This window comes from Thermosynechococcus sp. HN-54 (genome assembly GCF_023650955.1).
Classification (GTDB): Bacteria; Cyanobacteriota; Cyanobacteriia; order Thermosynechococcales; family Thermosynechococcaceae; genus Thermosynechococcus.
The window spans coordinates 2498964-2523048 of record NZ_CP098039.1 but is presented as its reverse complement, the minus strand read 5'-3'; the positions used below and the strand labels follow the sequence as shown (position 1 = coordinate 2523048).

The window sequence follows — 24085 nt, the reverse complement described above, 5'->3', positions numbered from 1 at the left end:
AGGCTGAAATGACAAACTCCCAAAACCTACAACATCCCCGCGAAGCCCAAGATCGGTTGGTTCTCGAGCGCCTGCGGCAAGAGGGCATCAGTGATTACAACCTAGCGGAGTTAGGACGCCTGCTCATTCGCTACGATGGCTTTCCGGGTGCCGAAACCAATAAGAAGTTAATGGCAGAGCTGCTGGAAAAATGGCAACTCACGGAGGAAGACCTCTTTGAGCGTACCCGTGCCATCCACGCTCGCGGCGGTGTTTACAAGGTGGGCAGCAATAAGCGGGAGGACTGGACTTAGATTTCTTTGCCATAGAGGCGATCAAGGGTACGAAAGTCCTTTTCTGCTTCTTGCCAAAGGAGTCGGTTATCCGGATCGGCTTTCAGCGCGCGATGTAGGTATTCCCGTGCCGCTTGGGGCTGGCGATCGCGAATAAGTTGCCGTGCCCAGCACTGATAGGTGACCGCTTGCCACTGCCGTACTTCGACATCTTGGGGCAGCCGACTGGCCAATCCTTCTACAAGGGATATGGCACGTTGATAGCAGCGATATTTGAGAAATTCCTGAAGTTGGCGATAGCTGGTATGTTTGAGTTGAATTTCAAAGGCGGAAAGAGGCGGCGGTGTTTGCGACGGACGAGATTGGGGTTCTGATTTAACAGGGGTGGGTCGAAAGGTAGGCAGTACCCGCACGAGTTTTTCGTAAGCCTGTTGAAGGAGAATAAACTTCTCATGGGCTGTGCGATCGCCGGGGTTGACATCAGGATGATAGTGTCGTGCGAGTCGTCGGTAGGCAGATTTCACTTGCGCTAAGGACGCCCCTTGTGGCAACTCCAGAATGCGATAGCACTCTTCTAAATTCATTTCCCAGGGCACAACATGACATCTGCTTTGCATTGTCGGATGTTCACTTCGGTTCTGCAACCAATGTCTTACGCTGAAATCAAGCAGAGCATGCGGAGTAGCACTAGCGTGGCGTCAGCACACATTTTAGGAACACGCATTGATGTAACAACGTACCACCAAGCCTGTGATCTAATTGCTGAGTGGATTCGCCAAGGTAAGGGGGGTTATGTCGTTGCCGCCAATGTCCACGTGGTAATGACAGGGGTGTGGCGATCGCCCTTCCAACGGGTGGTGAATGGTGCCCAACTGGTGACCTCTGACGGCATGCCCTTGGTATGGGGATTGCAGCTCTTGGGCTTTCCCCAAGCGGAGCGGGTCTATGGGCCTGATTTGATGCTTGCTTTGTGCGATCGCGCCCAAGAGGAAGGCTGGCGTATTTTCCTCTATGGCAGTGAATCGCTGGTGCTAGAGCGACTGCAAGGAAAGTTACAGCAACGCTTTCCCCGTATCCAACTGGTGAGTACCTACGCCCCCCCCTTTCGTCCCTTGACCCCTGAGGAAGATGCTAGCGATCGCCAGCGCATTCTTGATAGCGGTGCTGACCTCGTCTTTGTCAGCCTTGGTTGTCCCAAGCAGGAGGAGTGGATGGCGCGGCAAAGCCCCTGCTTGCCGGTGGTTCTTGTGGGCGTAGGAGCCGCCTTTAACTTCCACAGTGGGATTGTCGCTCAAGCCCCTCGCTGGATGATGGCGATCGGTTTGGAATGGCTCTTTCGACTCCTACAAGAACCCCGCCGCCTCTGGCAACGCTATCTAATCAACAATCCCGCATTTGTTGTGCTTTTTGCGGCTCAACTCCTGCGTCACTGGCTAGGCCGATGGCAAGCCAAGAGAGTCCCCAAGGGTTTGTAGGGGAGAGCGTCCCACCTGTTGCTGTGCCCACTGAAGGCTTTGCTGCAATCGAGCCACCAAAGGCAGAGATTTGGCTTGGGGAACGGTCTCAAAGTAATGAATCAAACTGAATCCACTCAAGCGCAACACATAGGCAGCTGTTGCTCCCTGTAAACAACTTCCGGCTAGATAGGTGAGGGAATTGCCCTTGAGCCACTGCCCTAGGGATTGCGTGCCCAGTTCCACAGCTCCCAACTGTACCATCAGCCGCAATAACTCCTTGGCAAGGGGTTCAGCATCTGCCAGACGGAATGAGCGCTGATAGATTTGACCCAAGTCCCACGTGAGGCGTACCAAAAGCCCCCCTGCCATAACCAGATCGAGAAGGGGTAGAGGATTCACTGCCGTTGCTGCTGCTGCCAGCCATTGATAGCGCTCGATGATGAGGGTGGCTCCCTCTCGGCGATACTGGTTGAGGGCAGCTTGAGCCTGTTGATGCAGTTGTTGGGCACGGCGATAGGTGCCGGCTAAGACGAGATTGGCTCGCTCTTGCGTGAGGCAGTGGAGCAGTGGTGAGGTGAGGGACTGAGGATTGTTGATCGTAAAAGCAATGACTTGATCTGGCTTGACTTGGAGTTGTTGCAGTTGTTGGTGTAAATGCAACGCCACGCGATCGCGCTCCTGCGCCATGTCTGAACACCAGACTACCAGAACGTGATAATGGCCTGCTTGCAACACCCGCAGCATTTCAAACTCACTAGCGGTGAGCGCACCTGTGACAGTCAACAGCACCAAGTCCGCTTGGGGTACCGTTGCCAATGTTTGCTGCTGAAGCGTACAGCCATCGAGATGTAGGGTTGCCACCACATAGTACACCTGTTTAAGAGCGTGAGCTGATTGCCCCAGTACACACACCTCCACCATTGACTGGTCTAAGCGCTGTTGTAGGCGGTTGTGGGTTTCCTGAAGGGAGGCTTGGCGGTCTGCTGGCAGTTCTTGCAGGAGAATGCGAGTGTCTGCGAGTTGCTTCTCTAGCAATTGAGGATGCAGAGTAGGCTGGGCAAGGGCAGCATTTGTAGGAGGAGCGGGCGATCGCCGCCAATACCAATAGCCCAATCCCAAACTGAGAATGAGTACCCATCCCCAAGGATGGTCATTTACCCAGCCACTCAACAACAAAAGAATAATGGCGGCAGCAATGGCCATTTCGTTGACTCCCAGCAAGACCCTTTGTTTGTTAGCTTACCGCCCTTTTCACAGGGATGGAACACAGTCAAAACCTTAAAAGCCACTATCAACAGGAAGTGCCCCTCTTTGTATAGCCCCTAAGCAGGACTGTACCCTGACTCGTCAACAGCACTCAAATTCACGAGGACGGAGAGAATGACGGCTAAATTTTGTGGAGGATTGTCGAGCATGCAAGCACCTCTGGATTCAAATATTCTCCGACACGGCTGATATTCAAATACAGCCTCTTGACTCAATTTGAGAGTTTTTGTTAGATTTAGAGGTGCTTGAAAATCTCTGAACCTATTCCCCAGAGCGGGATTGACAACTGAATACTGGCCGAAGCTAAAAATTTTACAGTCACAAAAAAACGAAGTGCCTGAGGTGCTTGAAAAGTGACTGTGCTAACCTAGTTATAGAGGCATTTCCAGAGTGCCGCTGTGCCTCTACCACTGATGCCGTAAGGCGTTGAGCACGGCCACAAGGGAACACCCCAGAGACGCGGTGAGGGTAGTGCCTCTACCACTGATGCCGTAAGGCGTTGAGCACATGCCGACGGCGCGTGCGGCGGGAATGAGTGTGCCTCTACCACTGATGCCGTAAGGCGTTGAGCACTCCCTTGGGTATTGGCACCGCGGAGCGGCTCGATCGGTGCCTCTACCACTGATGCCGTAAGGCGTTGAGCACTTCTTGTCGGCGGCGCCCCCAACTCGACTCATACGTGCCTCTACCACTGATGCCGTAAGGCGTTGAGCACAGGCAGAAAACGCAAAAAAAAAAAAAAGAAAATTTCGAGTGCCTCTACCACTGATGCCGTAAGGCGTTGAGCACTCCGCAGGTTGGTAGAGGAGGAGAAGATCCGGGAAGTGCCTCTACCACTGATGCCGTAAGGCGTTGAGCACGGACTTCGATCAGGTCTGGCAAGTTGGCATGGTAGGGTGCCTCTACCACTGATGCCGTAAGGCGTTGAGCACCTCCCAGACAGCCTCGCAAATTTCAAAACTAGATGTGCCTCTACCACTGATGCCGTAAGGCGTTGAGCACGAAAAGGGTATCTAAATCTATCTGTAAAAAGGGGTGCCTCTACCACTGATGCCGTAAGGCGTTGAGCACTTTTAAGGATTTATCTATCGAAGAGGATCTACCTTGTGCCTCTACCACTGATGCCGTAAGGCGTTGAGCACTCCAGTGCCAAACTTTTCGGTTCCAATACCAGCAATGTGCCTCTACCACTGATGCCGTAAGGCGTTGAGCACAAATCCAGCCAAGGGCATTCAAAATAGAAGTTGCCGTGCCTCTACCACTGATGCCGTAAGGCGTTGAGCACGCGTGGGCCGGGGTTTCTTTGATCCTATAAATTAGTGCCTCTACCACTGATGCCGTAAGGCGTTGAGCACTTATCAGGCTCAGATGGGCACTGCCAGTGCACTTGTGCCTCTACCACTGATGCCGTAAGGCGTTGAGCACCGCCGGAAGCCATGCTCTCTTTGCAAATACTCGAACGTGCCTCTACCACTGATGCCGTAAGGCGTTGAGCACATTGCCGAAATAACTTTCAATACTGGGGAAACTATGTGCCTCTACCACTGATGCCGTAAGGCGTTGAGCACATTGCCGAAATAACTTTCAATACTGGGGAAACTATGTGCCTCTACCACTGATGCCGTAAGGCGTTGAGCACAAGCCAGTGGGATGCCGATCAAACTGGCCAGGGTGCCTCTACCACTGATGCCGTAAGGCGTTGAGCATATTCCTAGTAGGTGCGACCCAAGGGGGGTGTCCAAGGGGTTTCAGGTATGGTAACCACAGAAACGAGGCTGCCAATGCCTTCAATTTCGACGCGCACGCGATCGCCCACCTGTAATGCACCAATTCCTGCGGGTGTCCCCGTCAATACCACATCCCCCGGCAGCAGCGTCATCACATAGCTAATGAAACTCACCAACTTTGCCGGTGAGAAAACCATTTGATCAATCGTTGCTGACTGGACGGGTTGTGCTGCCTCATTAATAAAGGTTTGCAACCGCGCATCACTGGGAACCTCTCGCACAATCCAAGGCCCTAGGGGGCAAAATGTGTCAAACCCCTTTGCCCGCGTCCATTGTTGCTCCCGCTGTTGAAGATCTCGAGCCGTGACATCGTTGGCGATCGTGTAACCCCAAATATGCTCAAGAGCTTCATTTTCAGGGCAGGCACGGGTACGACGACCAATGACCACCGCCAATTCCCCCTCATAGTCCACGCGCTTCACTTGAGGGGGATACCAAATGGGACAGCCAGGGGCTTGAACTGTTGTCGGCGGTTTTAGAAAAATCAACGGCTCAGGGGGGACACTATCACCCATTTCCGCAGCGTGCTTCACATAGTTGCGTCCCACAGCAACAATTTTTGAGGGGGAGCAGGGAGCCAGCAGTTGGTAGCTATCGGGACTGAGGACTTGGTTCGTGGGCTGGCCGTGGAGCCACGGTGCCGCATCCCAAATCATCACTTCACGATTGAGTTGCAGTGTGCCGTAATGAATCTGTCCCCCCGTGGTCTGCACCCGCACAAACCGTTCCACCATAGTGAATTAGTCCCCTTTGCTCCTTGCCAAGAATGGCAAACTGCGGTGCTAGAATTATAAAGCCTTGCTTTTTGCATTCGTCAAAAGGCCATTTGTCCAAAGGGAGTTGACCTGATGATTATTCGTAACTACGAAACGCTGTATATTGTTCGTCCCGACGTGGGTGAAGAACAACTGGAACAAACCATTAGCCAATTTCGCACTTTTTTAGAAGAACAGGGCGCTACCAAGCTCAAGGTGCAAAACCGCGGTAAGCGTCGCTTTGCCTACCCGATCAAGAAACTGCGGGAGGGCTACTACATTCTGATGACCTATACCGCTGCCGGGACGGCGATCGCCCCCTTGGAACGCGCCATGCGCCTCAACGAAAACATTCTCCGCTTCATGACGATTGTCCTTGAAGAAGAGACCGACACCGAAGACGCCGAGGACGAAAATCCTGTTCTTGCGCGTGCCTAAGACAGCACACTGTTCCAAATTCACTTGAAAGGGGGGCATCATGGCACCATCTCCCGGTTCTTGGAAGTGCGATGGCGTACCTAAAAATGGTAAATCCTACCCCAATGCCAGTGGTGCCCACTCCCCCTATGAAAACTTTGGCCCTGACTGTGATGTGTGTGGCCTACCCCGTGAAGCCATGAATCCTGCCAGTGGTAATAGCAGTGCTGGGGCTGGAAAATCGAAACTACCGCTAGTTGCTGCTGCCCTTGGGGTGGTTCTATTGCTCGCGGGTGGTATTGGTTTCCTCGGCTATCGAATCTTTATTGCCAGCCGCGACGTCAATACTTCACCCCTGACGGAAGCGACAGCCAGTGGCAAGCAACTGGTGAGCAAAACCACCGCCCGCAACACAGCACACATTAGCCAAGGAGAGCGCATCCTGATCAGTGAACCCAATCCGCAGCGAGCAGCCCTGAAGCAGGAAGCCGCCCTTGCCTTTGATCAGGGAGATTGGGCACAGGCGATCGCCAAGTATCAAGAACTGGTCACCCTCGATCCCAATGATCCAGAGGCACGCATTTATCTCAACAATGCCCGTGCCCGCCAAGCTGGCAACCCGATGACGATGGCCACCGTTGTTCCCATTGGTACTAGCCCCGATACTGCCAAGGAAATTCTGCGGGGGGTAGCTCAGTACCAAGAGCGCTTTAATGCCAGTGGCCCCAGTCGTGCCCTTGAAGTCGCCATTGTCAATGAAAACAGCCCCAATGGTGTGACCAGTTTGGCCGAAGATTTGATCAACAGTTCAATCCAAGGGGTACTAGGTCATGGCACCGATGCCAATAGTCGTGCCGCTCTACAGGTCTATGAACAAGCGGGGATTGCCGCTCTTTCTCCCTTAACCACGACTGTCACTCCCCAAGGCAACGGCACAGTACAGGTACAGACGCTATCCCTGAATGAAAAGGGGCAACAACTCCTCAATACCTACCTTGACAATGCCGCCAATACTCTCGCCCAAGCCGCAGCGAAAAAAGTCCCTAATGCCAAAGTGGCTGTTCTCTACAACAGCGATAGCCCCTACAGTGATGAACTGAAAACTAAATTAGTCGCTGCTCTGCCTCGGTTTGGTGCTCAAGTGGTGCAACAGATGGATGTGGCTGCTGCCGGCTCTAATGCCAATACAGCAATGACCACAGCACAGCAAGCGGGAGCCAATGTGGTAATTTTGGCTATGAGTCGCGCACGGGTGAATGATGCCGTTGCCCTTGCCATTGCCAATCAAACCCAAACCACCCCCGTGCAGTTGTTTGGTAGTGATCAACTCTACAGCCCTGATTTATTGATCAAGGGGGATAGCGCCATCAATGGCATGATTCTGGCGGTGCCTTGGAGTACCAACCCCAGTGATCCCTTTGCTCAGCAGGCAGCACAAGCGTGGCGGGGTCAGATTAGTTGGCGCACCACTACCGCCTACGATGCAACTCAAGCCCTTGCCCAAGCGATGATTCAAGGGGGCGATCGCGCCAGCACGCAACAACTCCTGCGCCAAGGGGTGCAAATTCAGGGGCAAACCGCCAAGGGAACTTTTGATCGCGTTCCCCTGGTTCAAGCAGCACCCGGTCCCAATGGTCCCAAAGGCTCCAACTACCAGTTCAACCCCCTCCGTAGCCTCTAAACCACCGCAACGGTGGCAACTAATGCTAAGCTATTGCCCGTTGGTGTTTTAGGAATCTCCATGTCTGCAAAAATTGGCATTATTGGCGGGAGTGGTCTCTACAAGATGGATGCCCTCACCGATGTTGAAGAGGTACGTCTGACTACGCCCTTTGGTAATCCTTCCGATGCCTTTATTTGCGGCAAGATTGAGGGAATTCCCGTCGTCTTTTTGGCGCGCCATGGCCGCGATCACCATCTGCTGCCAACGGAGATCCCTTTTCGTGCCAACATCTATGGCTTCAAGTCCCTTGGGGTCGAGTACCTCCTCTCTGCATCTGCTGTGGGGTCGTTGCAGGAACAAGTGAAGCCCCTCGATATGGTGGTGCCGGATCAATTCATTGACCGTACCCGTAACCGCATTTCCACATTCTTTGGGGAGGGTATTGTGGCGCACATTGGCTTTGCCGATCCGGTGTGTCCTGCCCTTGCCGGCGTTCTTGCGGATGCGATCGCCGATCTCAACCTGCCCGATGTCACCCTCCACCGCCAAGGTACCTATGTGTGTATGGAAGGCCCTGCTTTCTCGACGCTGGCAGAGTCCAACCTGTACCGCTCGTGGGGAGGAACGGTGATTGGCATGACCAACCTACCAGAGGCCAAACTGGCTCGTGAAGCGGAGATTGCCTATGCAACGCTGGCGCTGGTTACGGATTACGACTGCTGGCACCCAGAGCATGACTCAGTCACAGTGGAGATGATTATTGGCAACTTGCAGCGCAATGTCAAAAATGCCCAAGCGATTATCTGTGAAACCATCAAACGCCTCCATGCCAATCCACCAGCCTCTAAAGCCCACCGTGCCTTAAAGAATGCCATTCTCACGCCCCTTGACAAGGTACCCGCAGTCACCAAGGAGAAACTTCATCTGCTCTTGGCCAAATATCTCTAACTCATAGACTCTGCTATATTCTGATCGCTATCAAAGTTGATCTGCTCACACAGTTGCGGGTAGGTCGTCTTGGGACTGAGGCAGCGACAGCGGTTGAGGGCAGCGGCAAGGGCTTCAATTTTAATCGGTTTACTGATATAGTCATCCATCCCCGCCGCAAAGCAGCGCTCGCGATCGCCCGCAAGGGCATTGGCCGTCATGGCAATAATCCAAGGGCGTTGACTAGGAGGCCATTGGGCACAGATGCGTTCGGTTGCTTCTAGACCGTCCATCTTCGGCATTTGCACATCCATGAGCACGACATCGTAGGGGCGTTGTTGTAGTGCTTCAAGCACCTCTAGGCCATTGGCAGCGACATCAGCGCGGTAGCCCATTCGCTTGAGAATATGCAACGCCACCTTCTGGTTCACCGCATTGTCCTCAGCCAGCAAGATGCGCAGGGGGAAGCGGCTCCCCAAGTTAGGATCGATCCCGGTTTTCACCGGAGTGACCTGACCGAGGCTATCACTGCTGAGTACCTTAATCAGGGTTTGTCGGAGGGTGAGGAGGCGAATCGGTTTGGGGACGTGAGCCGTAACGAGTTCTTTGCGACTGGCGGTTTCCAGCCAACTCAGGGGAGTCAGCAGGACAATCGGTTGTTGGTTGAAAGAGGCCTGTGATTGCAAGCGTTCTGCCAGCTGAAGCCCCGACATTTTGGGCATATTCAAATCAATGACTGCCAAATCCCATGGGGGCGGTGCTTCTAGAATCAGTTGCGGATCGCCATATCCGACGGGAACCATTCCCCAGTTTTGCAGCAATGTGCAGAGATTATCGCGGCTGGCGGCATTATCGTCCACGACAAGAACCCGCTTGTTTGCCAAGGCAGGATGAACGGTCGGCGGCACGTAGGGCTTTTGCCCTTCAGCGAGGATCGTAAACGTAAATGTGGTGCCTTGCCCCTCGACACTTTCGACGGACATATCGCCGCCCATCAACTCACAGAGGCGTTTGCTGATCACTAACCCTAGGCCGGTGCCACCATACTCGCGGGTCGTCGAGGCATCCACTTGACTAAAGGGCTTGAAGAGCCGATCCAAGCGATCGCTAGGAATGCCAATGCCCGTATCCTGAACTTGAAATTCCAGAAACGTTTTCTCCTGCCGTTTGACCACTCTCACATGAACCAGCACTTGACCTTCGTGGGTAAACTTAATGCCATTGCCCACTAAGTTAACGAGAATTTGTCGCAGCCGGGTCACATCCCCTGTGATTTGGGCAGGGGTTTCGGGGGTGCAGGTGTAGAGCAACTCTAGGTCTTTTTCCTCAGCTTTGCTGGCGAGGAGGCTGAGGACATCCTCCACACACTCACGCACATCAAAGGGTTGCCGCTCGAGCACCAGTTTGCCGGATTCAATTTTCGAGAAGTCGAGAATGTCGTTAATAATTGTCAGGAGTGCCTCGCCGGCTTGGTGGAGTGTCTGCAAAAAGTCCCGCTGCTGCTCATTGAGGGGCGTATCTAAGAGCAAATTGGTAAAGCCCAAAACTGCATTCATGGGGGTGCGGATTTCATGGCTCATGGTGGCCAAAAATTCACTCTTGGCACGGTTGGCGAGTTCGGCTTGGAGCCGCGCCTGTTCGAGTTCTTGGTTTTGTTGAGCCAATAATTGGCGCTGCTGCTGTTCATGGCGCAGGAGTTCTGCTTGGGCGATGGCAATTCCCACTTGCGCCGCTACTGCTTCAAGGAGTTCAATTTCGTCAGGGGTCCACTGCCGCTGGCGATCGCACTGGTGCAGGCCAATAATGCCGTTGGGCACTCCCTTATAGGACGTACGAATGGCTAGCATTGACTTAATTTCAAACTGGCGGCACAGTTTCTCTGCACTGGCAAGGAGAGGATCCTGCGTCACATCGTGGGAAACAACGGCGGCATCGCTACCTAAGACTTGGAGGGCGTGGGGGTTATTTTCCACAGGCACATTGACCCCCTTCATCGATGCGTAGCCCGGTTGCAGGTATTCGGCCACATCGGGAATGCGGGGAGGCGGCCCCAGCTCGTAGCGGTGAATCAAACAGCGACTAACCCCAAAGGCTTGACCAATTTGGGTGACGGTTGTTTCAAAGACCGTTTCCGTATCGAGGCTCTGACGAATCTGTTCAGTAATTTGATTCAGCAGCAGTGCCCGCTGCATTTGCTGTTGCAGTTGCTGACGTTGCCGGGTTTCCTGTTCAAGGAGTTGCACTTGGGCAAGGCCAATCCCCACCTGTGCCGCCACACTCTTGAGCAAACTTTTAATCGCATCCGTCCACCGCCGCTGGCGATCGCACTGGTGCAAAATGAGTAAACCATTGGGTTGATTGCGATAGGCTGTGCGCACAATCACCGCAGATTTCACACTCAGGGCTTCGCAATACTCATGAAGCGCAACGAGGCGGTTATCAGTCGTCACATCATCGCAACTAAATACTTCATCAGAGGCAAAGACCGATTCCAAAAATGAGCTGCGTATCTGTGCCAAATCAAGGTCGCACTCATTGACGGAGGGTACCCCCGGCGCACAGTACTCGGCCACTAGTTCCATCGGGGAAGGGGCATTCTCCTGATAGACAAACAACAGGCAACGACTGACATTCAGGGTTGTCCCCACCTGCTGAACTGCCGTGCGGCAAATGTGCTCCCGTTCAATTTGCTGGCGAATCTCCTCAGTAATGCGATTGAGAAGGAGGGTGCGTTTCACCTGCTGCTGTAAAAACAGTTGTGCCCGTTGCCGTTCTGTGATATCGCTTTGAATGCCAATGTAGTGGGTAATTTCGCCAAACTCGTTATAAATTGGTGAGATGGCAAGTTCATTCCAGAAGGGTTGGCCATTTTTACGGTAGTTGCGCAGCACCACACGGCAGGATTGGCCTTTTTTAATGGCATTGCGGATAGCCTCTGCCCCCGGTTGATGGCGATCGCGCCCCTGCAAAAAGCGGCAATTTTTGCCAATGACTTCCGTCGCCCGATACCCGGTCATCCGCTCAAAGGCAGGATTCACATAGATAATGGGATTATCTGGTTGGCGGTAATCGGTAATCACAATGCCATTAGTGCTAGCAATAATGGCTCGCTCCCGCAGTCGCAGCTCCGCCTCAATTTTTTTCTTGTCGGTAATATCAACCGCTAGCTCCAAAAAGCCAATGAGTTGCTCTTGGCTATCATGAATCGGGGTGACTGACAGGGACACAGGAAAGCGAGAGCCATCCCGCCGCACAAATGTCCACTCCTGCTCATCCGCTAGGCCACGCCGTGCCCGTGCCACCAGTGTCTCAAACCCCACAGGAACTGGCTCTCCCAGTTGGGCACTGAGAATCTGCGCATAGCGCTCCACCTCTTGGGGATCATGGAAGCGTTCGGGAGTGGCTTTGCCCACCAGTGCTGAGGCGCTATATCCCAGCCATTCTTGGGCCGCTCGATTCACCAGCGTAATGATGCCATCGGTACGGGTGGCAATAATGGCGTGATTACTACTATTGAAGACCGCCTCTTGGAGGCTACTCATCTGCTGAATATAGGCCAGTTGTTGCTGAGTGACCTCTAGGTGGTGGCGGATCTCCAGTTCACTAATCACTTGGCGGGCAAGGGTACGTAGGGTTTGTTGTTGAACAGCACTCAACTGCCGCGGTTGATAATCCACCACACAGAGGGTACCAATGCCATAACCCTGCGGCGTCACCAAGGGCATCCCCGCATAAAAGCGGATATAGGGTGGGCCACTGACAAAGGGATTATCGGCAAAGCGCGGATCAAGGCGGGTATCCGGTACAATCAGCGGCTCAGGCTGGAGAATCACGTGAGCGCAAAAGGCGACATCCCTTGGGGTTTCACAGGCATCTAACCCCACCTTAGACTTAAACCACTGCCGCTCGCGATCGATGAGACTAATCAGGGCAATGGGAGTTTCGCAAATTGCCGCTGCTAAATTGGTAATTTCATCAAAGATCGGCTCCGGAGGCGTATCTAAAATCCGATACTGCTCAAGGGCACGTTGCCGTTCCGGTTCATTTGCTGGCAATGGGGCAGCAGGCATAGCCCAAGTGTACCGCCTTTTTGTAGGAGCAAGTCTTTCATCAATTATATGAATTGCACTGGTTCTAGGGAGAATCCCCTAGGGGATGCAGAATAAAACATCTCTCTGTGCAGGACTTGTAGGGCAGTCACAGGACAAAAAAAGGATGTAGAACCTAGGCCTACACCCTTCATCAATCGTTATTTTCAGACTGTGGCAATTTTAGCCTGCCCAACCCTTGGCAGCTTGATCGAGGACGTAGGCAGCCACATCTTGAATTTGTTCATCGGTGAGACGACCAGCAAAAGCGGGCATGGCATTTTTGCCGTGCTGCACTTGGTAAATAATGGCATCCTCGGAGTACATGCCAAATTGCTCAAGGGCTTCTTTTTTCAGGGTTTTGTTGGCCATCACCACATTGCCGCCCCCCATGTGACAGGCTGCGCAGTTGCCGCTAAAGACTTTGGCACCATTGGCTAAATCTGCTGCCAAGGCCGCAGGGGTGAGGCTGACAAAGAGAGCGATCGCGATCGCGCAAACGCAAATGAATAGCTTTTTCAACGGAGTTCTCCTTTCATGGAATGCGTCAGGGTCTGGACAAAATGATGGATAAAGTCCCAAAAATCAAGGGGTGTAAGACTCACCAAAGGTCAGTGTAGCAAAGTTCCCAACCTAGGGGGCACTGTCTGGAAAGCTTTCTACGCCCCAACCGGGCGCCACGGCTGCCGCTCGCAAAATAAAGGCAGCTAAGGTCTCCAGCTGTTCTGTGGTCAACCAGTCCTCACTCACGCGGCGGCAGGAATAACTCTCTTCGCTGCCATCGTAGGACCTCGGCGATCGCTGGAAAGCAACGAGGCTGGCAATTGTATCCCGTGGGGGGGTTGCCCCCTTGAGATCCTTTAGAGAGAGTGACACCAAAGGATTGGGTAACGTGCTGCCACCGACATGACAGTTTTTGCAGTTTTCCTCAAAGAGCCGCTTGCCACGGGTCAAATCCGCTGCTGTGAAGGTTTTGGTCTCACCGCGATCATTGAGGGGCAATTCTACAGTGTCCGTTACCTTGAGGTATTGGATCACATAGTTATCTACCCCGCCGGCTGCCAGTGCCGTTGCCGGCGCGATCGCCCAGCCTAGCCATAGAATCAAAAGGCTGCCGCAGAGCAAGGCAATGGGGCGTAGCCACGAGTGAGGTTGGTGCATGAGTTGGGAAAATCCTTCTTGAGTCGTAATTAGTAGTAAATTTTACCGCCACCCCACTTGTCACCTAAGATCTTGGGTTCGACAAGGATGTGACCGGCAATCGCCACCAAGTCTTTTTCCGTCAAATTCCGCATTTTCGGGAAAATGTCGGCGCTGCGCAGACTGGGGTGCACCTCAGCAATTTCCTGCTCGCCATCGTAGGTGGTGGGGTTTTTCATGTAGTCCACCAAACCTTCGATATTATCTCGCGGCGGTGTGGCCAAGGCGAGGGTTTCGGTGCGCAGATCCAAATTGGGGTTGGTTTTGGTGATTCCCCCCACATGGCAGGAGGCGCAAGCATACTGGAAGAGACGCTTACCCTCGAAGTATTGCTTTTCCGTCAGGGTAATGGTTTTTCCTTCACTGTTGAGGGGAACGGTCAGGACGTCAGGGGTCAGTTCAGCGGCCAGTGCTGTACCCATGGTCAGTTGCCAGAGGCAAAGGCAAAGGGCAACCGCAAGCCAAATGCATTTTTTTAACATAGTTCTCCCAATAAGCAGGTCTTACGAGTGCGGTGATGTGTCCCGTTGATCATGCGGTGGCGCGGAGTCCGTCAACGCCAAAATAATTGCTTTGGCATCTTCAAGGGGCAGGCGCGTTTGCGGACTGGTATAGCGAATACCCAAGCGATCGCACAACCCACAGACGGTTTCCACGGAGACACCGTAGTCCGCTGCCAAATCAGCGATCGCAATATCCACAAATCCCATGCTGCGACTCTCCGCTTGGGATCAACGACCAAGTATCATTATCATGCCATTGCGCGGCTTCTTTACCAAAAAGGGTTCCCCTCGCAAAGAGAAGTGCCGCCACAGCGTACACTGTTGATGTGGCCGTTCAGATGGAGTTTTCAATGAAACGAGTCCTGGCGATTATCCTTGGGGGCGGTGCCGGAACACGTCTCTATCCCTTGACCAAGCGTCGCGCCAAGCCTGCGGTTCCCCTTGCTGGAAAATATCGCCTCATTGATATTCCTGTGAGCAATTGCATCAACTCCGAAATCAACAACATTTACGTTCTCACCCAGTTCAACTCGGCCTCCCTCAACCGTCACATTGCCCGTACCTACACCTTTCCCGGCCTCACGGGCGGCTTTGTCGAAGTGTTAGCAGCCCAGCAAACCCCAGAAAATCCCAATTGGTTTCAGGGTACCGCCGATGCGGTGCGCCAATACCTCTGGCTTTTGGCCGACTGGGATGTGGATGAGTACCTGATTTTGTCGGGGGATCACCTCTACCGCATGGACTATCGCCTGTTTGTCCAACGCCACCGCGATACGGGTGCCGATATTACCCTCTCCGTCTTGCCCGTTGATGAAAAGGCTGCCTCTGGCTTTGGCTTGATTAAAGTCGATGGTACAGGGCGGGTGACCGACTTCCGCGAAAAACCTACGGGTGATGCCCTACGAGATATGCGTGTGGACACGACCCGCTACGGCCTCAGTGCTGAGGAGGCCCATCGCAAACCCTACATTGCCTCGATGGGGATTTATGTCTTTAAGCGGCAAGTCCTCATTGATCTGCTGCAACAGATGGCCGACGCCACTGACTTTGGCAAAGAAATCATCCCCGCTGCCGCGCGTTCCCACCTTGTCCAAACCTATGTCTTTAATGGCTACTGGGAAGATATTGGCACGATTGGATCCTTCTACGAAGCCAACCTTGCGCTTACCCAACAACCCCAGCCTCCCTTTAGCTTTTACGATGAAAATGCGCCGATCTACACCCGTCCCCGCTACTTGCCCCCCAGCAAGATTCTCAGTTGCACCATCACGGAGTCCATCATTAGTGAGGGCTGCATCCTCAAGGAATGCCAAGTTCACCATTCGGTTCTAGGGGTGCGATCGCGCGTGGAATCGGGCTGTGTCATTGACCATTCCCTGCTGATGGGGGCAGACTACTACCAAGACTCGGCGCAGCGCAGCCAACTTCTATTGCAACATAAAATTCCCATCGGCATTGGTGCCAACAGTGTCATCCGTGGGGCTATTGTGGATAAAAACGCCTGCATTGGCCGCGATGTCAAAATCATCAACAAAGACCATGTCGAGGAATCCAACCGTGAGGATCAGGGATTCTATATTCGCAGTGGCGTGGTGGTGATTCTCAAAAATGCTGTGATCCCCGATGGCACTGTTATCTAAGCCATAAGCAAATTTGAATTGGCAAGCGGGGAAAACCTGTGTAGCATATCAACAGTAAGCCTCCAACCCTCTAGCGGAACTGCCATCTATGCCCACGATAGAGACTCGCACTGAACCCATGGTCATCAATATGGGGCCGCACCATCCCTCAATGCACGGGGTTTTGCGGTTAATGGTGACCCTTGATGGCGAGGATGTGATTGACTGTGAGCCGGTGATCGGCTACCTCCATCGCGGCATGGAAAAAATTGCCGAGAACCGCACAAATATCATGTTCATTCCCTACGTCAGCCGTTGGGACTATGCGGCGGGGATGTTTAACGAAGCGGTCACAGTGAATGCGCCGGAAAAATTGGCGGGTATTCCCGTGCCCAAACGCGCCAGCTACATCCGCGTGATCATGCTGGAACTGAACCGCATTGCCAATCACCTGCTGTGGCTGGGTCCCTTTCTGGCGGATGTGGGTGCCCAGACGCCCTTTTTCTATATCTTCCGCGAGCGGGAGTACATCTACGATCTCTTTGAAGCGGCCACAGGCATGCGCTTCATCAACAACAACTACTTCCGTATCGGCGGAGTGGCTGCCGATCTTACCTATGGTTGGGTCACCAAGTGCCGTGACTTTTGCGACTATTTCCTGCCCAAAGTCGATGAGTACGAACGCCTGATCACCAACAACCCCATCTTTGTGCGTCGTTTGCAGGGCGTAGGCAAAATTAGCCGCGAGGAGGCGATCAACTGGGGGCTATCAGGGCCAATGTTGCGGGCATGCGGTGTCAAGTGGGATTTGCGCAAGGTCGATCATTACGAGTGCTACGACGACTTTGATTGGGAGGTGCCCACCGCCACAGAGGGCGATTGCCTTGCCCGCTACATCGTTCGCATTCAGGAAATGCGCGAATCGGTAAAAATCATTCGCCAAGCTTTGGATGGCCTGCCCGGCGGTCCCTACGAAAACCTTGAAGCCAAGCGGATGTTGGAGGGTGCCAAGTCAGAGTGGAATGGCTTTGACTATCAGTACTTGGGCAAAAAGCTCGCTCCCACATTCAAAATCCCGAAGGGGGAACACTATGTGCGTGTTGAATCGGGGAAAGGGGAGCTAGGGATTTATCTGATTGGCGATGATAATGTCTTCCCTTGGCGCTGGAAGATTCGGCCACCGGATTTTAATAATCTGCAAGTGCTGCCCCAGTTGCTCAAGGGGATGAAAGTGGCGGATATTGTTGCTATCCTTGGCAGTATCGATGTGATTATGGGATCCGTCGATCGCTAGGAACCTCATTGAGCCAGCAGCGAGGACGCCATGGCTGTTCAATTGCCGTTTCTCACCTCCACCAACTTCAGTGGTCTCTTTAATGAGCGGTTTTGGCAAAATGCGTGGCCACTGCCGCCCCAAAATCAACTGAAGCGGGGTGCACTAGTTCCAGATGTGGAGCTACCCGGCGTAGGCTTGAATACGCCTGTTCGCCTTGCAAACGTGTGGAAAGAGCAGCCACTCCTGCTGGTGTTTACCCGTATTTTTACGGAGCATCAATACTGCCCACTGTGCTACCCCTATCTCAAGGCTTTGAATGAAAACTATGAAACCTTTCAAGGCAAGGGGGTGGCGGTTCTCGTGGTCACCAGTACCGATGCCCAACAAAGCGAAAAAGTGAAGGCGGATATGGCCTTGAAGATGCCCCTGCTCTATGACCCCAGTTGCCAAGTCTTTCGCAAATACCGCACGGGCCAAGCCTTGGGGGCACCGCTACCCGCACAATTTCTCATTGATCGCGAGGGCAAGCTCCGCTACAAGCATCTCTTCTCGTTTTTAGAACCCAATGCCCCCCTAGAGCGACTGCTTCAGGAAATTGAGGCTTTGGAAACGACGGCACCAGCAGTGGCGACAACGTAGGCGGGCGCGAAACTCGCTAGGATAGAAGGTATCTCTTTGGGGCTGTAGCTCAGTCGGATAGAGCGAGCGCCTCCTAAGCGCTAGGCCGTGCGTTCAAATCGCACCAGTCCCGTTCTTGACCCTTAAAATGAAAGACAAATCTTGGTGAGGGTGGTTTTATATCTGTGGTAGAGCGATCGCCAAAAGACTTGCTGCTCAGGGAACTTCAAGGGGCAATTGATGACCTTGAGGACTACCAAAGCGCCCGTAGCTACGAAGCGGCAAAGAGTGCCCTTGAAAAATTGCTGTTCGAGTGCAAAGCCACTGGCACCGAAAAAGCCTCCCTCGCGCGGGCGATCGCTGAACTAGAGGACAGGCTCGATAAGCTCCACTACGGGGTGGTGCACATTGCTGTCTTTGGCATGGTGGGGCGGGGAAAGTCCTCCCTGCTAAATGCGCTGCTAGGGGAACCCTACTTTGCCACTGGACCCATTCATGGCGTGACCAAAGAGGAAGCCAGTGCCCTTTGGCAAATTTCTGAAGCCCAGCGGGGTAATCCGATTCGACTCATTGATACACCGGGGTTGGACGAAGTCAATGGCGCAGCACGGGAGCAATTGGCACGGGAAGTAGCGGCTCAAGCGGATTTAATCCTCTTTGTTATCGCTGGAGACTTGACCCGTCTTGAATACCAAGCCCTCAGTGAGTTGCGGCAGGCGGGCAAGCCAATGCTTCTGGTCTTTAACAAAGTGGATCAGTACCCAGAGGCGGATCGCGAGGCCATCTATGCCAAAATCCGTGATGAGCGCGTCAAAGAGCTTCTTTCCCCTGAAGAAATCGTGATGGTAGCGGCAGCCCCCCTTGTGCCCCAACTCAAGCGGGACAAACAAGGCCGCGTCCAAGTGACCATGACCATCGGCGCCCCTCAGGTGGAACCCCTGAAACGGAAAATCTTAGAGGTGCTAGAGCGCGAAGGGAAAGCGCTGATTGCCCTCAATTCAATGCTTTTTGCCAATCAAGTCAGTGAAGAGTTAGCCCGCTACAAGCTGGAACTGCGAGAGGAAGAGGCGAACCAACTGATTTGGAAAGGAGCTGTCACCAAGGCGCTGGCGATCGCCCTCAACCCCGTCACCGTTCTCGATATGGTCAGCAGTGCCGTCATTGACTTGACCACGATTCAACTGCTCTCGCGCCTCTACGGCATTGAACTCACAGAAGCAGGCGCCAAGGAGCTACTGCAAACAATCGCCCTCGCCATGGGCAGCATTAGCTTAGGGGAATTGGCCGTCAACTTGGGACTGAGTTCCCTCAAGGGACTGTTGGGACTCGCAACGCCGATGAGCGGGGGAATTGCCCTTGGCCCCTATCTCTCCGTGGCCATGACCCAAGCGGGGATTGCTGGCTTTGCCTCCTATACGATGGGGCAAGTGGCCAAAACCTACTTTGCCAACGGCGCAGGCTGGGGGGCTGCTGGGCCGAAAACCGTGGTGCAACAAATCCTCAGTCAACTGGATCAGCGCCATATTCTCAATCGGCTCAAGTCAGAAATTCAAGCGCAGCTCTACCCTAGCTAAAATTCAGGCCTACTTGAGCGAGACGGGCTGCACCATAGGCGGCCTCTGTTTGGGGTGAAATGGCAACGGGAACCCCTAGGTATTGTTGGCGGAGGGCTAACCAGGCGGGATTACGGGCACCGCCCCCAGCCGTCCAGACCCGTTTCAGGGGGGAGGCACCCAAACGCTGTAATTGTGCATAGCCTTGGGCTTCAATGCGGCTGAGACTTTCGAGGAGTCCCTGCAAAAAGAGGCGAGGGTCGTCGGGCCGGGGTTCTAGGCGAGGTTCAAGGTCAGGATCATTGATGGGAAAGCGTTCGCCCCGCTTCAACAGGGGGTAGTAGTCCAACCCTGTGGGTTGAGTCACATCAATTTGGGCACTGAGGTGCTCTAGTTCCGCTGGGGTGAAAAATTGCCCTAGAATGGCTGCGCCACAGTTGGAGGCGCCCCCCACTAGCCAGCGATCGCCTACGGCGCGCGAACTGCGATCGCCCAAGCGATGACTGTAGATGCCTGCTGCCAAGTCCTCTACCCTAGAGGCACTCAAGAGCTTGAGCACAAGGGTTGACCCCAAAGAGGTGACCGCCTCACCCACTTCCGAGGCACCACTGGCCAAAAAGGCAGCAATGCTATCGGTGGTACCGGCACACACCTCACACTGCGGCGATAACCCCAACTCAGCCGCCCTAACTTTTCCCAAGACTGTACCGGGAGCTACCACTTTTGGCAACAGAGACTGTAAAGGAGCTAGCGTGGGATGATTAAACCAGTCAGGGTAGGTTTCTTTTGCCGGGTCGTAGCCCAACTTCAGGGCATTGTGCCAGTCGGAGATGCCCAGTTGACCGTGGAGCAAAAAAGCCAGCCAATCCGCTTGGTGTACTAAAACAGCGTTGACGGTTGGGTAGTGGGTCTGGAGCCAGAGCAGTTTGACTAGACTACTGGTGGCACTCAGGACAACATGATCCGTGGCTAAGATCGGCCGCAGCGTTTGAACATGATCGTGGGCGCGATCGTCGTTGTAGAGAAGAACGGGTGAGCAGGGCTGTCCCTGAGCATCACAGAGGAAAACGGTGCTAGAAGTCGCATCAATGACAATCCGCTGAATTTGCTGACGGATAGGGTTTGGAATCTCTAAAATCAACGCCCGCAGGGTTGCTGCCCATTCTTGGGGTTGATCGGGCTGGTGCAACGGACGACGGGCAGTGGCGAGAATCTTGCCTTCAGGATCGATGGCGATCGCCCGCGCCCCCGAGGTACCAAAATCAATCCCCAATACCGTAGTGGTCACTCTAATAATTAAGCCCTTACGAATACTATTGGACTAATCTATAACTATCTAAAAAGATAACTCCAAAACTCATTCGGATACTTTTTCAAGAATAAGTTAACGGCTTCAGCAGGTCTGACATCTCCTTCAAATTCCTTATTTTCAATCGCAGTTATCATTGCATAGAAAAGATGTAACCAAATATAGTCGTTCACATTAATATGTCGTATCTCTAACCGATGACCAAACCGATGTTGGAGTGATCTCCAATTTCTAGCGGCAGGAGAATTGTTTGATTGAGGAAAACGAATCCGATTATCTCGATAAATAAATAATGTTGCTTCCTTTTTATCAGCAAGAAAGCTTTGAATTGCTCGAAAACAAGCATTAACATTAATAGTTGGTTTTCTACTTGTTTCTGGATTATTCATAATTATTACATATTTTTTACAATGCCCTAAGTAGATGATTTGATCATTAATTGGCATTTGGATAGCATACTGTGTAAGACTAATATTAGGTTTGACAATTTGAAGATAATTTAAAACGCACTTTAGTACTCCTAACTCATGATAATTATTTTGATAGCCAATTTTTCCATAATCTTTAGCTAGAATATATTTCTTTTCCCTTAAAAATTTATACAATTCTTCTTCAAAAGATATTTTTGAAATTGTTCTTTCTTCTAAAATTTTGATCCGCTGCTCCAGATCATTGATTTTTATAATTAGATTCTGCACCTCTTGTGTTACTTCCGAAATAGCATTTGGGTAATGTCCAATAGAAAGATCAGAAAAATTAATCTCATTGACGATCTTACGATATAGGTTTGCAGCCAAAATTAATGAGCTGCGAATTGACTCAGAATGAACAATTTGATGTAATTCCTCTAAGTTGAAAAAAGCTTCTGCAAAAACACCTGCAGGCTTAAGGCGTTCATTTAAGATAGCCAAAATTTCATCTGCTGTTGGCTCTTGTATAGAGATAGTATTGGCACTAAGACGCTCAATTGTTGATTTTTCAAGGGTATCCTGAAAATACTGCCAAGTAATTGGAAATAAATTGAGAATAAATAATGTATTGCGGAGATTTGTCATTAACTCCCGCAAAGCCTCACCTAGTTTTAGCAAAATTGGTCTATTATTAGGGTTAGCTAATCCTTCAAGTTGGTCAAAAATAATCAGTAGTGGCTGATCTAAGGTAGATAGAACTGAAAGACTAATAAGTGCTTGCAATGCAAAATCGTTGCTTGTTAGTGTTTCTCCCCAATCAGGTAGGCCAATTTTAGTCTCTTCATCTTCTTCAATTCCACTACCTGCTAACCATCGAATGATAATATCACGATAGTATTCTCTGCGATAACGACAATATTTTATTAATCCTTTAATAAAAATTTCAGAAAATAAGTTATTAAATCGCTGAGAATTATGCCAACGTAGTAAATATTTTTCAAGTCTTTCAATCCTTTCTTCACGGGTCTTAGTTTCATTATTTCCACTTTCACAAAACAGATATAATCTATCTTTTGATAGTTTTTCTAATAACCATCGGTCATCTTCATTATTTTGATATTTACTCAGAATACTGAAGAATATATTGGAAAGAAAATACTCCAACTGTGTATATCCCTTCTCTACAGGTTGCACTAAAGATTGCAAAACACTACTGTAAATGTGATAGAGAACATTGTTTTCATGAGCTGGTTGTAGAATAAAAAATAAGCGGTTATATTTAAGCAATTGTTGAGCAATTCGCATGGCCATATGGGTTTTGCCACTGCCTGCTTCACCCAAAATAACCACTCCTTGACTCTGAAGATTATTATCCTCACGAATTTCTTGAACTAGTTGATAGATATAGCGATACTGTGGCTCTTGTACCTTAAATGCATCAGGAAAATCTTGAAATGGTGTATCTACTCGAACACTACTAAAAACATTAGGATATTTTTCCTGTTTGAGCTTGTAGCGGCAAAGATATCGATAAAGTTCATAAGTAAATCTAGCATCATATTGAGCATCATGAGCGTTACTTAACGTGAATCCCCTGCCCTGATGATTAATCTTAAAGTAGGTGCACAATTCTGCTAGTCCATAAGAGGGTAAGCTCGGGAATAGTCGCCGTGCTAGCTGTTCTGTACACTCATATTTAAGTTCACCGTCTAAATCTAAGCTAGATCTTAATGTTTGTAGGTCTGCACCTGCATTGTGAAAAACACATATATGTCCATTTAAGAGAGACTTTAAGTCATGACTGATTTCGTGAAATTTCTTTTTATTGGCATGCTTATCATTTGCTGATTCAGTATAGGCCTCATAAATAAGATGACCTTTTGCATCAATGACAGCAACTTGCTTGAGAGGATTTCCTTCTGTATCAATAACAAGATAAGACACCTTTAGACTCCGAACGTAGGTCTGTTATCATACACGTTTCACTTCATAAGCTAGAAGCCCTAGGTTGAAGTAAATTCTACTTCAGAATTTTGGAACTGTCTGTTATTTTTTGCAAAATGATAATTTTAGTAAAGCAATGTAAAAAGAGCCGTATCTAGCTCATAGCCAAACATCGCCGCCATGCCTTTAATTTTTTCAGCAGCAGGATAGCCCTGTCCCTGAAGCCATTGCCAAAGGGTAAACACCTTGGCCATCACAAAAATATCAAGGGCTTGGGGGTTAAAGATAATGCCCTGCTGCGGATGGAATTCATGGGGAACGAGCATCGCTCCATAACGCACGAGTTCCCCCGCTGACCAATCCAGTAAATAGGGCAGCCACGGGTAGGAGACATCGGCACGAATAAACCACAGGCGCACGGGCGCCAATTCCGAAAGCTCCAGATCAGGCTCATCGGCTGGCCTGGGATAATCAATAATAAAACGCAGCGCTTGGTGATGATCCAAAAGTTGCTGCGCTGCAATCAGCGGATCAAGAACTCGCTGCAGGGGAGATAAATCCAGACGATCAATCTGATCGGGCGTTAACTGGATTGCGATCGCCACCACTCATTCTCTCCCCAGCAGTCAAGTAGTTAGAGCACCTGCTGGACTTCGGCAATTTCCGGAATGGCTTCTTTTAACTTGCGCTCAATGCCCATGCGCAGCGTCATCGTCGAACTCGGACAAGAGCCACAGGCACCCTGTAGCCGCAGCCGCACCACAGGCCCTTCAATTTCTACGAGTTCCACATTACCGCCATCGGCCATCAAATAGGGGCGGAGTTCATCAAGGACTTTTTCGACGTTTTCTTGACTTAGTTCAAGGGTTGCAGCCATTGTTACTGTCCTTGGTGTGTTGTTTTCTTCACATTACTCCTCAGTTTAGCACTTGTTGGGGCGATCGCCCTTTGGCAATTCTAGGGGGTGGCAATGGATCTGCCTCTAGGGAAATCTACTGAACTGGTGTGAGGAAGCGCAACG

The 24085-nt window shown here is 51.5% G+C and carries 21 protein-coding genes, 1 tRNA gene and 1 CRISPR repeat array; of the genes, 10 read left to right on the top strand and 12 right to left on the bottom strand.

Annotated features, from left to right (window positions below):
* Window positions 1-8: 8 nt before the first annotated feature.
* On the top strand, window positions 9-293 hold the full coding sequence (locus NBE99_RS12350) for a DUF3288 family protein (RefSeq protein ID WP_250682347.1): 285 nt from the start codon (window positions 9-11) through the stop codon (window positions 291-293).
* Here the strand turns inward: NBE99_RS12350 and NBE99_RS12345 are convergent.
* Window positions 290-856, bottom strand: a complete 567-nt coding sequence (locus NBE99_RS12345; RefSeq protein WP_250682346.1) for a J domain-containing protein — start codon at window positions 854-856, stop codon at window positions 290-292. The genes NBE99_RS12350 and NBE99_RS12345 overlap by 4 nt on opposite strands.
* 108 nt (window positions 857-964) lie before the next feature.
* Between NBE99_RS12345 and NBE99_RS12340 the strand changes: the two genes are divergently transcribed.
* Window positions 965-1747, top strand: coding sequence for a WecB/TagA/CpsF family glycosyltransferase (locus tag NBE99_RS12340; protein ID WP_399370601.1), 783 nt, complete (start codon window positions 965-967; stop codon window positions 1745-1747).
* On the opposite strand, the gene NBE99_RS12335 is transcribed toward NBE99_RS12340, so the two are convergent.
* Both NBE99_RS12335 and NBE99_RS12330 read right to left on the bottom strand, forming a co-directional pair.
* On the bottom strand, window positions 1706-2932 hold the full coding sequence (locus tag NBE99_RS12335) for a YcjF family protein (RefSeq protein ID WP_250682344.1): 1227 nt from the start codon (window positions 2930-2932) through the stop codon (window positions 1706-1708). The genes NBE99_RS12340 and NBE99_RS12335 overlap by 42 nt on opposite strands.
* A gap of 461 nt (window positions 2933-3393) precedes the next feature.
* Window positions 3394-4702: a CRISPR direct-repeat array (repeat unit 36 nt; unit sequence GTGCCTCTACCACTGATGCCGTAAGGCGTTGAGCAC).
* Between the two features lie 4 nt (window positions 4703-4706).
* Window positions 4707-5516 carry a fumarylacetoacetate hydrolase family protein gene (locus NBE99_RS12330; protein ID WP_250682343.1) on the bottom strand — a complete coding sequence of 270 codons (810 nt, stop codon included), beginning with the start codon at window positions 5514-5516 and terminating at the stop codon, window positions 4707-4709.
* 114 nt (window positions 5517-5630) lie between these two features.
* Between NBE99_RS12330 and rpsF the strand changes: the two genes are divergently transcribed.
* Genes rpsF through NBE99_RS12315 form a run of 3 tightly spaced genes read left to right on the top strand, consistent with a single transcriptional unit; the run spans window position 5631 to window position 8565 of the window.
* A complete protein-coding gene (gene rpsF, locus NBE99_RS12325; protein WP_250682342.1) occupies window positions 5631-5975 on the top strand; it encodes a 30S ribosomal protein S6 in 345 nt (114 codons plus the stop codon).
* 40 nt (window positions 5976-6015) lie between these two features.
* Window positions 6016-7635, top strand: a complete 1620-nt coding sequence (locus NBE99_RS12320; RefSeq protein ID WP_250682341.1) for an ABC transporter substrate-binding protein — start codon at window positions 6016-6018, stop codon at window positions 7633-7635.
* Between the two features lie 60 nt (window positions 7636-7695).
* Window positions 7696-8565 carry an S-methyl-5'-thioadenosine phosphorylase gene (locus NBE99_RS12315; RefSeq protein ID WP_250682340.1) on the top strand — a complete coding sequence of 290 codons (870 nt, stop codon included), beginning with the start codon at window positions 7696-7698 and terminating at the stop codon, window positions 8563-8565.
* On the opposite strand, the gene NBE99_RS12310 is transcribed toward NBE99_RS12315, so the two are convergent.
* The 5 genes from NBE99_RS12310 to NBE99_RS12290 all read right to left on the bottom strand — a co-directional run bounded on the left by NBE99_RS12310 (window position 8562) and on the right by NBE99_RS12290 (window position 14542).
* The gene (locus NBE99_RS12310; RefSeq protein ID WP_250682339.1) at window positions 8562-12614 is read right to left on the bottom strand and encodes a GAF domain-containing protein; all 4053 of its coding nucleotides are present in this window, start codon (window positions 12612-12614) and stop codon (window positions 8562-8564) included. The two genes, NBE99_RS12315 and NBE99_RS12310, sit on opposite strands and share 4 nt — an antisense overlap.
* Before the next feature lie 201 nt (window positions 12615-12815).
* A complete protein-coding gene (gene petJ, locus NBE99_RS12305; RefSeq protein ID WP_250682338.1) occupies window positions 12816-13154 on the bottom strand; it encodes a cytochrome c6 PetJ in 339 nt (112 codons plus the stop codon).
* A 111-nt stretch (window positions 13155-13265) separates the two neighbouring features.
* On the bottom strand, window positions 13266-13793 hold the full coding sequence (psbV2, locus tag NBE99_RS12300; protein WP_250682337.1) for a photosystem II cytochrome PsbV2: 528 nt from the start codon (window positions 13791-13793) through the stop codon (window positions 13266-13268).
* Between the two features lie 29 nt (window positions 13794-13822).
* Entirely contained in the window at window positions 13823-14314 is a 492-nt protein-coding gene (psbV, locus tag NBE99_RS12295) for a photosystem II cytochrome c-550 (RefSeq protein WP_250682336.1), read from the bottom strand.
* 21 nt (window positions 14315-14335) lie between these two features.
* A complete protein-coding gene (locus NBE99_RS12290) occupies window positions 14336-14542 on the bottom strand; it encodes a translation initiation factor IF-2 (RefSeq protein WP_250682335.1) in 207 nt (68 codons plus the stop codon).
* A gap of 143 nt (window positions 14543-14685) precedes the next feature.
* On the opposite strand from NBE99_RS12290, the gene NBE99_RS12285 reads away from it, so the two are divergent.
* The 5 genes from NBE99_RS12285 (at window position 14686) to NBE99_RS12265 (ending at window position 19422) form a co-directional block, all read left to right on the top strand.
* Entirely contained in the window at window positions 14686-15975 is a 1290-nt protein-coding gene (locus tag NBE99_RS12285; RefSeq protein ID WP_250682334.1) for a glucose-1-phosphate adenylyltransferase, read from the top strand.
* An 88-nt stretch (window positions 15976-16063) separates the two neighbouring features.
* Window positions 16064-17248, top strand: coding sequence for an NAD(P)H-quinone oxidoreductase subunit H (locus NBE99_RS12280; protein ID WP_250682333.1), 1185 nt, complete (start codon window positions 16064-16066; stop codon window positions 17246-17248).
* 30 nt (window positions 17249-17278) lie between these two features.
* Window positions 17279-17869: a peroxiredoxin gene (locus NBE99_RS12275; RefSeq protein ID WP_250682332.1), complete on the top strand. Its 591-nt coding sequence runs from the start codon at window positions 17279-17281 to the stop codon at window positions 17867-17869.
* Between the two features lie 38 nt (window positions 17870-17907).
* A tRNA-Arg gene (locus NBE99_RS12270) sits at window positions 17908-17981 on the top strand.
* A gap of 52 nt (window positions 17982-18033) precedes the next feature.
* The gene (locus tag NBE99_RS12265; protein ID WP_250682331.1) at window positions 18034-19422 is read left to right on the top strand and encodes a GTP-binding protein; all 1389 of its coding nucleotides are present in this window, start codon (window positions 18034-18036) and stop codon (window positions 19420-19422) included.
* Here the strand turns inward: NBE99_RS12265 and NBE99_RS12260 are convergent.
* From NBE99_RS12260 to NBE99_RS12245, 4 genes are all read right to left on the bottom strand, one after another.
* Window positions 19415-20689, bottom strand: a complete 1275-nt coding sequence (locus NBE99_RS12260; RefSeq protein WP_250682330.1) for an FGGY-family carbohydrate kinase — start codon at window positions 20687-20689, stop codon at window positions 19415-19417. The genes NBE99_RS12265 and NBE99_RS12260 overlap by 8 nt on opposite strands.
* A 44-nt stretch (window positions 20690-20733) precedes the next feature.
* Window positions 20734-23064 carry an exonuclease domain-containing protein gene (locus NBE99_RS12255; RefSeq protein ID WP_250682329.1) on the bottom strand — a complete coding sequence of 777 codons (2331 nt, stop codon included), beginning with the start codon at window positions 23062-23064 and terminating at the stop codon, window positions 20734-20736.
* Between the two features lie 125 nt (window positions 23065-23189).
* Window positions 23190-23669, bottom strand: coding sequence for a CRR6 family NdhI maturation factor (locus NBE99_RS12250; RefSeq protein ID WP_250682328.1), 480 nt, complete (start codon window positions 23667-23669; stop codon window positions 23190-23192).
* Window positions 23670-23698: 29 nt separating this feature from the next.
* On the bottom strand, window positions 23699-23941 hold the full coding sequence (locus NBE99_RS12245; RefSeq protein ID WP_181495240.1) for a NifU family protein: 243 nt from the start codon (window positions 23939-23941) through the stop codon (window positions 23699-23701).
* Between the last annotated feature and the right edge of the window lie 144 nt (window positions 23942-24085).